At 75.7% G+C, this 12,593-nt stretch carries 13 protein-coding genes; 3 read left to right on the forward strand and 10 right to left on the reverse strand.

The genetic code is table 11. From position 1 onward, the window contains the following. Positions 1 to 21: 21 nt before the first annotated feature. Positions 22 to 816, reverse strand: coding sequence for an FAD-dependent thymidylate synthase (thyX, locus tag ACFVFR_RS20195; RefSeq protein ID WP_383703515.1), 795 nt, complete (start codon positions 814 to 816; stop codon positions 22 to 24). A gap of 302 nt (positions 817 to 1,118) precedes the next feature. Beyond that, positions 1,119 to 2,405, reverse strand: coding sequence for a pyroglutamyl peptidase (locus ACFVFR_RS20200; RefSeq protein ID WP_383703517.1), 1,287 nt, complete (start codon positions 2,403 to 2,405; stop codon positions 1,119 to 1,121). Between the two features lie 335 nt (positions 2,406 to 2,740). On the opposite strand from ACFVFR_RS20200, the gene ACFVFR_RS20205 reads away from it, so the two are divergent. Then, on the forward strand, positions 2,741 to 3,505 hold the full coding sequence (locus tag ACFVFR_RS20205; protein WP_383703519.1) for a thioesterase II family protein: 765 nt from the start codon (positions 2,741 to 2,743) through the stop codon (positions 3,503 to 3,505). Positions 3,506 to 3,527: 22 nt separating this feature from the next. Here ACFVFR_RS20205 and ACFVFR_RS20210 read toward each other — a convergent pair whose 3' ends face one another. After that, positions 3,528 to 4,022 carry a DUF3995 domain-containing protein gene (locus ACFVFR_RS20210; RefSeq protein WP_383703521.1) on the reverse strand — a complete coding sequence of 165 codons (495 nt, stop codon included), beginning with the start codon at positions 4,020 to 4,022 and terminating at the stop codon, positions 3,528 to 3,530. A 185-nt stretch (positions 4,023 to 4,207) separates the two neighbouring features. Here ACFVFR_RS20210 and ACFVFR_RS20215 point away from each other — a divergent pair, with 185 nt between their 5' ends. Beyond that, a complete protein-coding gene (locus tag ACFVFR_RS20215) occupies positions 4,208 to 4,639 on the forward strand; it encodes a Fur family transcriptional regulator (protein ID WP_383703523.1) in 432 nt (143 codons plus the stop codon). A 99-nt stretch (positions 4,640 to 4,738) separates the two neighbouring features. On the opposite strand, the gene ACFVFR_RS20220 is transcribed toward ACFVFR_RS20215, so the two are convergent. The 6 genes from ACFVFR_RS20220 to ACFVFR_RS20245 form a co-directional block, all read right to left on the reverse strand. Further along, a complete protein-coding gene (locus tag ACFVFR_RS20220; protein ID WP_383703525.1) occupies positions 4,739 to 5,305 on the reverse strand; it encodes a putative immunity protein in 567 nt (188 codons plus the stop codon). Positions 5,306 to 5,789: 484 nt separating this feature from the next. Continuing rightward, a complete protein-coding gene (locus ACFVFR_RS20225; protein ID WP_383703527.1) occupies positions 5,790 to 6,281 on the reverse strand; it encodes a pyridoxamine 5'-phosphate oxidase family protein in 492 nt (163 codons plus the stop codon). Positions 6,282 to 6,347: 66 nt separating this feature from the next. Next, positions 6,348 to 8,453 (reverse strand): xanthine dehydrogenase family protein molybdopterin-binding subunit, encoded by a 2,106-nt coding sequence (locus ACFVFR_RS20230; RefSeq protein WP_383703529.1) that lies wholly within the window; start codon positions 8,451 to 8,453, stop codon positions 6,348 to 6,350. 10 nt (positions 8,454 to 8,463) lie between these two features. Next, positions 8,464 to 9,468, reverse strand: coding sequence for an FAD binding domain-containing protein (locus ACFVFR_RS20235; RefSeq protein ID WP_383703531.1), 1,005 nt, complete (start codon positions 9,466 to 9,468; stop codon positions 8,464 to 8,466). Then, positions 9,465 to 10,034, reverse strand: a complete 570-nt coding sequence (locus tag ACFVFR_RS20240; protein WP_383703533.1) for a (2Fe-2S)-binding protein — start codon at positions 10,032 to 10,034, stop codon at positions 9,465 to 9,467. The genes ACFVFR_RS20235 and ACFVFR_RS20240 overlap by 4 nt, the downstream gene beginning before the upstream one ends. A 205-nt stretch (positions 10,035 to 10,239) precedes the next feature. Next, positions 10,240 to 10,569 (reverse strand): hypothetical protein, encoded by a 330-nt coding sequence (locus ACFVFR_RS20245; RefSeq protein WP_383703535.1) that lies wholly within the window; start codon positions 10,567 to 10,569, stop codon positions 10,240 to 10,242. Positions 10,570 to 10,899: 330 nt separating this feature from the next. Here ACFVFR_RS20245 and pip point away from each other — a divergent pair, with 330 nt between their 5' ends. Beyond that, a complete protein-coding gene (gene pip / locus ACFVFR_RS20250) occupies positions 10,900 to 11,862 on the forward strand; it encodes a prolyl aminopeptidase (RefSeq protein ID WP_383703537.1) in 963 nt (320 codons plus the stop codon). Between the two features lie 77 nt (positions 11,863 to 11,939). Here the strand turns inward: pip and ACFVFR_RS20255 are convergent, their stop codons facing one another. Beyond that, on the reverse strand, positions 11,940 to 12,470 hold the full coding sequence (locus tag ACFVFR_RS20255; protein WP_383703539.1) for a hypothetical protein: 531 nt from the start codon (positions 12,468 to 12,470) through the stop codon (positions 11,940 to 11,942). Positions 12,471 to 12,593 lie beyond the last annotated feature (123 nt).

Genomic DNA, 12,593 nt, shown 5'->3' on the forward strand with positions numbered 1-12,593 from the left:
AGGGGGCCGGCCCGGGACGGGTCAGACCTTGCGCCAGCCGGGGACCCAGGCGCCGTCATCGACGGTGTAGTCGCCGAACAGCGCCGGGGCCTCCTTGGTCAGCAGCTCGCCGACCTTGCCGAACAGCAGCCGGATCTCCTCCTCGGCGCCCGGGGCCGTGCGGCTCTCGATGACGTGGCGCAGGGTGCGCACATTGGCCGTCCACACCAGGCCGGTGGCCACCCCCTCCGGCGCGAACCGGCGCATGAACGAGGTCTTGGCCTTCTTCTCGGCGAACGGCACACCCTCCTCGTCCAACCCGAAGTGGTCCGCCATCCACCGCTGGAACTCCTCCATCCGCGTCAGCAGCTCCGTCGCCCGCTCCATCAGCTCCGGGTCGCCCTCGGCCCAGCGCGGGAACCAGAACGGCAGGTCGTCCAGGCGGACGAAACGCAGCGACTCCTGGGAGACGGCGGTGCCCGCGCGGTGGCGCACCAACTCGTGCGTGGCCACCCGACTGACGTGATGCAGGACGAGGGTGAAGCTCACGTGCTCAAGGACCGAGCCGTGCGCGCTGGCCAGGATGTTGCGCAGGTACTTCTCCTGGTCGGTGCGGATGCGCGTGACGTTCGGGTTCAGACCCGGCTCCCAGGAGCGGTAGCAGACCCGCCCGGCGAACTCCGCCAGGTTCTGCGCGTCGTCCAGCTCGCCCCGGTCGACACGCTCCAGCCACTTCTCACCGCCCACCTCGGCGAGGTACGCGGCGACCTCGTCGTAGTCCAGCTGGGGGCGGGCGATGAGACGGACTTCGGGTTCGACGTGACGCAACGTGATCATCCTCGGGTAGCTCGACAAACGCGCTGGCCGAGTCTGCCACGTCCGCGCACCGACCCTGACGTGCGGTCCCGTACCTGCGGCGGCGCCGCCCGGTGGCCCGCCCGCCCCCGGCCCACCGGGCACCCGATCCGCGCCCCACGGCCCCACCGGCCGCCCTCACGCCAGCCGACCGCACCCGACCCGCCGGCCCCGCGAGCGGGCGCGACCGGACGGGGGGCGGGTCAGCGCGACCGACGGGCAGGCGGGCAGCGCGACCGGGCGGGGAGGGGCGTCGAGCGCCCCGCCCCGCCGGGAACGCGCGCTCAGCGCACGGTGCCCGCGGCCACCGCGATCACCGCGCGCACCTGGGCCGTGATGGCCCGCCGGTCGCGGACGAACTCCGGGTCGGTGACCGTGCCGGTGGCGGGGTCGGTGTTGCCCGCGCCGAACGCCAGCACCGGGGTGTGCAGATGACCGCCCGGCGCGTCCAGGTCGAGCGCGTCGCGCAGCAGCGTCGCCCGGTAGGCGATCTCGTTGGAGAGGTAGTCGCCCCCACCGCCCGCGCGTGCCGCCGAGCCCGGGGTGGGCCCGTCCGGCCGCACCACCGGCTCCCCGCCGCCGGCGGGGATCTCGGTCACGGCCGTGTTGTCCCGCACCGGGAACGGGCCGGTGTCGGACGCGACGATGCGCTGGTAGGGCAGCGAGGTCGTGGTCCACTGCGGCTGCGGCGCGGGCGTGGGCACACCCGGGGGTATGGGCGCCACACCCGTACGGGAGACGTTCGCGTTGTCGGGGTAACCGCCGCGCCAGGCCCCGTTGGTGCGTTCCACGTCGAAGCGGCCTGGCCGACCCTGGCTGATCGTGGTGAACAGGTCCACCTGGCGCGGGCCCGGCGCGAAGTGCGGCGCCAGCGTCCGCTCCACCACGCCGCGCGCGAAGTCGTCCCACCGCACGGGGAAGATGGCCGTCTCGATACGGGCCGGGCCCGAACGGGTGTGGATCGTGGTCCCGTCCAGCGCGAGCGCCGCCGCGCCCGAGGGGTTGCTGCGGCGCGGGTCGGCGTCGAGCTGGAAGGGGTCGAATCCGGTCACCACGATCCGCTTGACGCCCCTGCCCGCCGGCAGCCGCAGGCTGTCCTGGCCCCGCGAGGAGCGCTCCAGGCGCTCCAGCAGCGTGGTGCGGCGGGCCTCGGGCAGCGCGAACGCCGGCCGCCACTCGGCCAGTGCCCGCGTCATCCCCAGCCGCGCCCAGTACAGCGGGCGGTCGTCGTCGCGACTCAGGTCGCCGCCGGCCGGTCCGTGCCCCTGCGCTCGGGCCACGGCCCGCTGCCACAGCTGCTGGCCGTGCCGCGCCACCACCCGCTCGGCCGCGGCCGGCGAGCGCGCGCCGGCCAGGGCACGGGCGAAGCGCGGGGCCACCTCGTCGAACCCGCTGCGCCGCAGGATCTCGCGGGGCACCGGCAGGTCCAGGCGCCGCTCCTCGACGGTGGGCCCGGCGGCGCTCGGCGCCCCCACCGGCGCCGCGGTGGCTGCCGGTGTGACGACGGCCAGGGGCGCGACGGCGACCATGGCGGTGGCGAGCCAGCCCAGACGCGTGCGAAGCGATCTCATATGCGGTCCTTTACGGTCCTTCGGTACAGGTCGGCCACGGCACCGGGCGACGGACACGGCCGGCGGCACCGGGGCACACGTCGCCCGCCCACCTCACGCGGGCCCGCGACGTGCCCGCCATCGAACCCGACCGCCGCCCCGCGCACCACCCCTCGCCAGGCACGGGTTGTCCGGCGGGCGAGCGCGGCCCGGCGCCGCGGCCCGCCACCGGGCCCGGTGCGAAGGGCCCGCCACCCGCTCCCTGGGCCCGCCACGCGATGGGGGAGACTGCCAGGGCAGGGCCGCCGGCCGTCGCGTACACGGTGGCGCCACCAACGACCGTACGGAGACCGACCGTGACGAGTGCGCCCTCCCCGTGGCTGCGCCGCCCCGAGCCCCGCCCCGCCGCCACCACGACCGTGCTGTGCCTGCCGCACGCCGGCGGCAACGCGGGCTTCTTCATGCCGTGGGCGCGGATGCTGCCGCCCCGGAGCGAGCTGCTCGCGGTGCAGTACCCGGGCCGTCAGGACCGCCTTCTGGAGGAGCCGTTGGTCGCGATGGACGCGCTGGCCGACGCGCTCACCGCCGAGCTCCTGCGCACCCCGCTGCTCGACGACCGCGAACTGGTGCTGTTCGGGCACAGCATGGGTGCCTCGGTGGCCTGGGAGGTGGCGCTGCGCCTGGAGCGGGCCGGCGGCCCCCGCCCGGGACGGCTGTACGTCTCCGGCCGGCCGGGCCCGCGCCACCAGCACCGGGCCGAGACCTACCGGCTGGGCGAGGCGGAGTTCGCCGACGAACTGCGCCGGATGGGCGGCACCAGCGAGGAGCTCCTGGCCGACCCGGAGATGCGCGCCCTGGTGCTGCCCGCGATCCGCGCCGACTACCAGATCGTCGGTACCTACGTGCCCGACCTCGACGCCCGGGTGAGCTGCCCGATCCACGCGTTCACCGGCGACGCCGACCAGGAGGCCATCCCGGAGCAGGTCGCCGCCTGGGAGACGGCCACCAGCGGCGGCTTCTCGATGACCGTGCTGCCCGGTGACCACTTCTTCCTGTGGCCGCAGGGCGAGCGCGTGGTGGCGGCCCTGGGCGCCGCGCCCCGCCAGGAGCGGACCGGTTGAGACCACCGCCCGGCACGCGTGGTCAGCGCACCGGCCGCCCGGCTCCGTACGTGGCCGCGCCCAGCAGCAGCCCCCAGCCGAGGAACCACGGGTCCCACAGGTACAGATGCCAGTGGAACGCCTGCCCGTCGCTCCGCCCGGACGCGTCGAACACCCCGGCCTCGGCCAGCGCCTGAGTGCTGGTCAGCAAGCCCCCGTACGCGACGAGTACGGCCGTCGCGGCCCAGCACAGGGCCCGCAGCGGCGGCCGGGACAGGCCCCGCCGCCCGTCCCGTACGACGGCGGGGCCCAGCGCCGCGGCGGTCAGCTTGAGCGCGGCGGTCAGCCTCAGGACGGACACCATCCCCGGTTCACGCGCCCGCGCCCGCCGCTCCAGCGCGCCGCCCACGGTCTCCAGCCCCACACTCCCGCCCGCCGCCCAGTACCCGCCGCACAGCGCGTACAGCACGCCCGACCCACAGGCGGCGTAGCCGCACCACGCGGCGTACGGCGGCAGGCGGCGCGCGGGACTGGCCACCCGGGCATTGTCGCGAAGCCCGGCAAAGGGGGCGGGTCGACTCGCGGTCGGTCGTCGAGCGGCGCCCCCTGTGCGCCCCCACGCCCCGCGCCCCCACCCCTGTCGCGCTGTGCGGGGAAACCGGGTTCACCTACCGTGAGGCGGGTGGACGACGCGGTTCCAACGAGGGGCGGAGGCGGCTGACCGTGGGCGGCGAAGGGGCGAGGGAGAGGGCGACGCCCGGGGACACGCCCGGGCGCGTCACGGCGCAGCGCACCGCAGTCCTACGCGCCGTCGCGAACTGTCCGGAGTTCCTCTCGGCACGACAACTGCACGCCCGGCTGGCCGCCGAGGGCGTGGCCATCGGCCTGACCACGGTCTACCGCAGCGTGCACGCCCTGGCCCGGCGGGGCCTGCTCGACGTCGTACGCGACGGCGCCGGAGGCCGCCGCTACCGACACCGCCCCGCCGCCGGGCACCGGCACTACCTGATCTGCCGGCACTGTGGTCGAAGCCGGTCGGTGGACGCGGAGGCGGTCGAGGAGTGGGCGGACGGGGTGGGGGAGCGCACCGGGTTCTCTGCCGTGGAGCACACCCTGGAGCTGACCGGGGTGTGCGCCGACTGCGGGGCTGCCTGAGCCGACCGGGCCCGGCCCGCGCCCGTGGAATCTCCCGTCCGTGAACACCCCGACGCCGAGGCACTCGCGACAGCCGACGCATCCGTCACCGGGTGGGCCTTAGCCGTCGGCGTGTTCGCTCCCCGCCCGCGGAGGGCGACGTAGCGAGGTGTCCAGCGCGGCCATCAGCTCCGCGACACGGCTCCTGCCGCCGGGCGCCGGCGGGTACCGCCGGAGGATGTCGACCAGGGTCGGTGTGGCGCGTGCGCGGGCCGCTTCGATCGCCCGGTGCGCGGCCCCGGGGTCCCCGCCCGCCGCGATGTCGGCGATGCGCGCGGCGTTCGCCGCGGCGCGCAGGATGTGACCCACCTGGTGAGCCTTGGCGATCGGGTGCAGGTAGGCGGCGGACGCGGCGTCCCCGGCCGCCTGCGCGGCCAGCCGCGCGGTCTCGGTGGCCGCCTCCCTCGCCGCTCGGTGGGCGTCCATCGACGTGACGCGCTGCAGCCTGGTTCGGGGCGCTCCGCCGACGAACTCCCACGCCGCGTCGATGGCGGTCCGCGGCCGGGGGTCACCGGGGTGGGTGTCCTCGAACACCGGGAGAACCTCCCGCGCCGTCTCGGCGACGTAGCGCGCCACGGTGCGCAGTTCGTCCACGGACAGCTCGAAGTCACCCCCGACACCCGCCATGAGGGCGATCGTCGCACACCGGGGGAGTGGGTCCCGCGCGCGGGTGGGACCACCCGGAGCCCGGTCGCCAGCACGTCGTCCAGCGCCGTGCGGCGCTGGGCGACACCGTCGCCACACGCCGTGCCCTCCGGGCCGCCGCTGAGGGAGGGCCCGACAACGGCGTCGTGGACGCCAACGTGCGCCAGGGCGAGGTGGACCCCCGACTCCTGGGCGCGAGTAGGCGGTTCCCCCGCCGGGTCGGCGGGCCGGCGTGCCCCCACGGGGCTGGCTTGTCCGGTGTCTGCGCGGGGTCTTCGAATGATCGTGAAGGGTGGATCAGGGTGTCGTGACGCGTCGTCGTACACGTGCCGCACGGGGAAGGGGACTTCGTCCGGCCGTTGCCGCCCGAGTCGTCGCGGGGGCGGCGGCGGCCGGCCGACCGCCGGGTCCTGGGGGGACCGTGTGGGCGTTCCGCGGCGGTGGGCGTGAGATCTGAGGACCGAACCTAGCCCGCGCGCTGCCAGGTCAGGATCTCCCCGCCGCCGCCGGCCATCAGCGTGCCCGGCATCACCCGCAGGCGCCACGGCGTGAGCCTGAGGGCCGTGAAGCCGGGTGACTCGGGGCTCTCCCAACCCGGCACGCCGATCGCCCCGGGGTCGTAACCCAGCGGCTCCGGGGCCGTCTTGAGCAGGTTCCAGACCCGGGTGCGGGTGGGCAGGTCGTCGGCCCACTCGGCCGCGCACTCGGCGACACAGGTGTCCTGCTCGGGGGACCAGTAGTTGACCGACGCGTACGGGCTGTTCGCCAGGTGCGCGCGCTTGAGGGGCGTGGGGCTGGTGCCCACCCACCCGGTGAGCACACCCTCCTCCCAGGTCCAGATCGGGTGCAGCACCCTGCTGCGCGGGCGCCCCGCGCCGTCCACGGTGGCCACGGTGGCCCAGACGATGCGGTGTGCCATCTCGACGAAGGCGGGGGCGGTGGTGGCGAGGTCCGGCATGGGCGCGGCGTCCTTCCGATCATGGAACAACTCGCCCGCACCCTACCCGCGCCGCCGCGCGCCCTGTCACCCCCGAGCTCGCTCCAGGTGGGCCAGCACCCGGTCCGGCCGCATCGGCAGCTCCCGCGACCGCGCGCCCGTCGCGTGGAACAGCGCGTTGCCGATCGCCGCCGCCGTGCCGACGATGCCGATCTCGCCGATGCCCTTGCTGCCCATCGGGTTCAGGTGCCGGTCGTCCTCGTCGATCCAGTGCGCCTCCACGTCGGGCACGTCAGCGCAGCAGGGCACGTGGTAGGAGGCCAGGTCGCGCTCCGCGAAGTCGCCGAACGTCCGGTCCACGGTGCTGCCCTCAAGCAGCGCCATGCCCAGGCCCATCACCATGCCGCCGATGAACTGGCTTCGTCCGGTACGCGAGTTGAGGACGTGGCCGGCGGCGTAGACACCCAGCAGCCGGCGCACCCGCGTCTCCCCGGTGTCCGTGTCGACGGCCACCTCCGCGAAGTGCGCGCCGAACGCGTGCCGCGCGTAGGCGCTCTCGGCGTCCGCCTCGCCCGCGGTGTCGGCGAAGGCGCGCAGCGTGGTGGTGGGCACCTCGACGCCACCGGCCTCCTCGACCAGCGCCCGCAGCCGGCGGCAGGCGTGATGCACGGCCCAGCCCCAGGACGCGGTGCCCGACGAGCCGCCCGCGAGCGGCGCCGCCGGCAGGTCGCTGGACCCGATGTCGATCAGCACGTGGTCCACGGGCACCCCCAGCGCGTCCGCCGCCACCTGGGCGAGCACGGTGCGGGCGCCGGTGCCGATGTCGGTGGCGTTGATCCGCACCCGGAAGCCGCCCCCGGGCTCGGTGCGCGCCTCCGCCGTCGAGGGCGAGACGAGGACCGGGTAGGTGGCGGAGGCCACGCCGGTGCCGATCAGTCGCCGGCCCTCACGGCGGATGCCGGGGCGCGGGTCGCGGTCCCGCCAGCCGAAGCGCCGCGCGCCCTCGCGCAGGCACTCCACCAGGTGCCGGCTGCTGAACGGCTTTCCGGTGTCCGGCTCGACGGCGGGCTCGTTGCGTACCCGCAGCTCGATCGGGTCCAGGTCGAGGGCGACCGCCAACTCGTCCATGGCCGACTCCAGCGCGTACATCCCCGGCGCCTCGCCCGGCGCGCGCATCCACGACGGGCTCGGCACGTCCAGCGCCACCACCTGGTGCGTGGTGCGGCTGTTCGGCGAGGTGTACATGGTGCGCGAAGGGGTCGCGGCCTGCTCGACGAACTCCTTGACCGTCGAGGTGTGCGTACGGATCTCGTGTCCCAGCGCGCTGATCCGGCCCTGTGCGTCCGCGCCGATCCGCAGTCGTTGGATGGTCGGGGCGCGGTGCCCGACGACGCTGGCCAGGTGCGCGCGCGGCAGCGCCAGCTTGACCGGGCGGCCGAGGTGGCGGGCGGCCAGCGCGGCCAACACCGCCTGCGGGCGCGGGGTGCCCTTGGACCCGAAGCCGCCTCCCACGTGCTCGGAGACCACTGTCACCTGCTCCGGGCGCAGCCCGAACAGCGGCGCCAGGCTCTGGCTGACGCGGGTCGACCCCTGGCTGGAGTCGTGGACCGTCAGCCGCCCGTCGGCCCAGTGGGCCGTGCTGGCGTGCGGCTCCATCGGGTGGTTGTGCTGCGCGAGCATGGTGTACGTGGCGTCCACGCGCACCGGGGCGGCGGCGTACGCGGCGTCGAAGTCGCCGCTCTCGCGGCGGGCCGGGTGCCCGCCGTTGGCCCGCTCCGGCTCGTACAGCCCGGGGTGGTCGGCCACCAGGACCACGTCGTGGTCCTCGGTCGCGTAGTCGATCCGCACCGCGTCGGCCATGGCGCGGGCCACCTCCAGCGACTCGGCCAGGGCCAGCGCCACGTACCAGCCACGGTGTGGCACGCGCGGGTCCTGGAGCACGCTGAGGGTCGGGTCGTCGGCCGGGCCGAGGCGGGGCGCGTTCTCGTGGCTGAGCACCGCCAGCGCCCCGGGCATGGCCAGCGCGTCCGTGGCGTGCACGGCGGTGACCCGGCCGCGCGCGACGGTCGCCGGCACCGGCCAGGCGTACGCCGTCCCCGGCGGCGTGTACTCGGCCGCGTACCGCGCGGTGCCGGTGACCTTGAGCTGTCCTTCCAGGCGGCCGAGTGGGGCACCGGATGCCGGTGGGCGCATGGGTCGCTCCTCAACGTGCCGAAGACGGCTGGTGGTGGGCGGTGGCCAGCCAGAGGAGAGTCTGGGTGGCCAGGTCGCGGGCGAGCGGCACCTTGAAGCCGTTGTCCCGCAGCGGCCTGGCCGCCGCCAGCTCCGCCTGGGCCGCGCGACGGAAGGAGTCCTCGGTGGCCGGCGCGCCCCGCAACGCCCGCTCGGCCACCGAGGCCCGCCACGGCTTGGCCGCCAGTCCGCCGAACGCCAGCCGCGCCTCGCGTACCGTCCCCGCGCGCACGTCGAGCACGGCGGCGACCGAGGCCAGCGCGAAGGCGTACGAGGCCCGGTCGCGCGCCTTGCGGTAGCCCGAACGGCCCGGCGGTGGGGCGGGCAGTTCGACGGCCGTCAGCAGTTCGTCGCGGGCGATGACGGTGTCGCGCTCGGGCAGGTCGGCGGGGAGCCGGTGGAACTCGGTCAGCGCGACGACGCGTTCGCCGGCGGGCCCGCGCAGCACCACGCGCGCGTCGAACGCGGCCAGCGCGACGGCCAGGTCGGAGGGGTGGGTGGCCACGCAGTGCGACGAGTGGCCGAGGACGGCCAGTTCCCGGTGGACGCCCTCGCGCGCGGGACAGCCGCTGCCGGGGGAGCGCTTGTTGCAGGGCTTGCTCACGTCCTGGAAGTACAGACAGCGGGTGCGCTGGAGCAGGTTGCCCCCGGTGGTGGCGGCGTTGCGCAGCTGGCCCGACGCGCCGGCCAACAGCGCCTGGGACAGCGCCGGATAGCGGGCCCGGACCAGCGGATGCGCGGCCAGGTCGCTGTTGCGGACGTTCGCGCCGACCCGCAGCCCGCCGCCCGCGACCTGTTCGACGTCGGTGAGCGGCAGCCGGCTGACGTCCACCAGGAGCCCCGGGCGCTCCACGCCGAGCTTCATCAGGTCCACCAGGTTGGTGCCGCCGCCCAGGAAGCGGGCGTCCGGCTCGGCGGCGACGGTGGCGATCGCGCTGTCCAGGTCGGTGGCGCGGACGTAGCCGAGCGGCCTCACGGTGCCACCTGCGCGATCGCGCTCACGATGTGCGGGTAGGCGCCGCAGCGACACAGGTTGCCGCTCATCCGCTCGCGGATCTCGGCCGGCGTCAGCGGCACCGGCGCGCCCGGCGGCGGGGCCCCGGGGTCGGCTCCGGGCGGTGGCGTGACGTACGAGGGGTGCCCGGCGGCGGCCTCGGCGAGCACCCCGACGGCCGAGCACACCTGCCCCGGGGTGCAGTAGCCGCACTGGAAGCCGTCGTGGTCGAGGAACGCCCGCTGCACCGGGTGCGGCTGCTCGCCGTCGCTCAGCCCCTCCACGGTGGTGATCTCGTCCCCGTCGGCCGCGACGGCCAGCACGAGGCAGCTGTTGACGCGACGTCCGTTGACGAGCACCGTGCACGCGCCGCACTGGCCGTGGTCGCAGCCCTTCTTCGGGCCGGTGTGGTCCAGGCGCTCGCGTAGCGCGTCGAGCACGGTGGTGCGGTGGTCGACGGTCAGCCGGTGGCTGGCCCCGTTGACCCGCAGGGTGATGTCGGATGTCGTCGGGCGGTGCTGGACGGTGGGTGTCGAGATCGTCGCCATGGCGTCACGGCCCTTCGCTGGTCTGCTGTGGCCCCGTGGTCGCGTCCCCGTCCGGCCCGGGGGCAAACCAGAAAGCGCCACCCGCTCACCCGGGTGGCGCACCGCCGCGTGGCGTTCGCGCTCCCCGCCCGCCGTGATCGACCGGCGGCGGACGGGGAGCGCGGGCCCGGGCCCCACGGCCCGTGAGCCCGGAGCCGCCCGGGGCTCAGACCCGGTGGCAGGAGCCCGCCAGGACCTTCTTCTCGGCGCTGTCGTAGTGCCCCGTGGGCGTCCCCAGCGGCGAGGCCGGGCAGGCGACCGTCGGGCTGCCCTTCTTGCCCCGCAGGAGGAAGTGACCGTGGATGTCACCGTCGGTGGGCGCGCCGTTGGTGGGCACGCACCCCCGACCGAAGGAGGCGCCCGCCGTGGCGGACCAGGTCATGGACTCGCAGACGTAGGTGGGCGGGTGGGCGGGCCGCTGGCCCGCGTGCGCGGCGGACAGCGGCCACAGGGCGAGGCCGGCGCCGATGAGGGCTGCGGCGGCGATGGGACGCATGGAACTCCCTTGACTGGTAAGGCCGGACGCGAGGGACGGGGCCGCCCGGCGCGGCGTGACCGGCACGGCCGGCCGCGACGGACGCGGGCCCGGCCGACCCGGTGCGGACCCGGCTTAACGGCCCGGACCGCCCGAACGTGACGGGCGCCCGACTCGATCCCGCCGCCCACCTGTTCACCCGGCCGCGTCGCGCACGCGCCGCCACCAGACGCCGTCACCACCACCTCCTCGCACCGGCCCGGCCCCGCCGGACGGGACGCTCGCGGGTCTGACGTACTGTGGGGCGCTCTTTCGCCCCGTCGACCCGTCCACCCGCCGCGGAGGCCGCCCGTGACCACGTCGTTGTATCCGCCGATCGAGCCGTACGCGCACGGGATGCTCGCCGTGGGGCAGGGCCACCAGGTGTACTGGGAGGTCTGCGGCAACCCCCGGGGCAAGCCCGCCCTGGTCGTCCACGGCGGCCCCGGCTCCGGGTGCGCCCCCGGGGCCCGGCTGCCCTTCGATCCCGAGCGCTACCGCGTGATCCTCTTCGACCAGCGCGGCTGTGGCCGCAGCACCCCGCACGCCAGCGACCCCACCTCCGACCTGACCCACAACACCACCGAGCACCTGCTCGCCGACATGGAACTGCTCCGCACCCACCTGGGCGTCGAGCGCTGGCTGCTGTACGGCGGCTCCTGGGGCTCCACGCTCATCCTCGCCTACGCCCAGCGCCACCCCGAGCGCGTCGCGCAGATCGTCATCGCGGCGGTCACCACGACCCGACGCTCGGAGATCGACTGGCTCTACCGGGGCGTCGGCCGGTTCTTCCCCGAGGCGTGGGACCGCTTCCGCGCCGGCCTGCCCGCCGAGGAGCGCGAGGGCGACCTGGTCGCCGGCTACGCGCGGCTGATGGCCCACCCCGAGGCGGCGGTGCGCGAGCGAGCCACCGCCGCCTGGTGCGCCTGGGAGGACGCCGTGCTCTCGATGGAGGGGGAGGGGGCTTCCGGCCAGTACAGCGGCCGCCCGTCGGCCGCCCGGGTGGCGCTGGTGCGTATCGCCTCGCACTACTTCGCGCACGGCGCCTGGCTGGAGGAGGGTGTGCTGCTCCGCGAGGCGGGCCGGCTGGCGGGCATCCCCGGCGTACTCGTCCACGGCCGCGCCGACCTCGGCGGGCCCCTGGAGACCGCCTGGCACCTGGCCCGCGCCTGGCCCGACGCGCGGTTGCACGTCATCGACGCCATGGGACACCTGGCCACCGACGCCACGCGCGCCCAGGTGCGCGCGGCCCTGGACGACTTCGCCGCCCACTGAGCGCGCGGCCCGGCCCGCCCCACACCGGGCGGGCCGCGCCCGTCACCAGCCCGTTGCCGTAGACCAGTCCGCGCCTGTCACCAGCCCGTGGCCGCCACCACCTCCCGGGCGATGTCCACCACCGTGCGACCCTCCGTCGCCACCCGGACGGTCTCCGGTGGCGCGTGGCGCTCCAGGTGGCGGGCCATGTGAGCGCTGCGCCGCACGTGCGCCTCCCACTGGGAGCCGACCTCGCGTAGCGCCAGACGCTCGCCGGCGGTCGTGTCGTCGGCGGTCAGCAGCAACGGCACGATCCGCACGTCGGCCCCCATCACCCGGCGGAACATGGCGCTCTCCAGCACGCTGGCCGTGTTCGGGTAGATCAGCCGGCGCTGGCCCAGGGCGACGTAGTTGCCCCACACCGCCGCCAGGTTGCGTTCGGTGATCGCCGAGCGGTCCGGGTCGTTGGGTGGTGCCGGGTGCACCTGGTCCATGAGGTCGCCCTCGATCACACAGTGCGCCGTGCCCGCCGCCCGCAACCGCGCGGAGACCTCCCAGGTCACGGTCGACTTCCCGACCCCCGAACGTCCCCCGATGAGCAGCACCTCGCCGCGCTCTCCTGTCGTCATCCGTGGACCCTGGCAGAACCGGTGCGCCGGGGGCACCCCGATTTCCACCGGGCCAGGCCGGAAGGACGGCCGGGGCGGGTGGCCGCGCGGGCGCCGTGGCACGCGAGATGGCCGAAGAGCGCA

It is taken from the genome of Streptomyces sp. NPDC057702 (assembly GCF_042799315.1).
Lineage (GTDB): Bacteria > Actinomycetota > Actinomycetes > Streptomycetales > Streptomycetaceae > Streptomyces.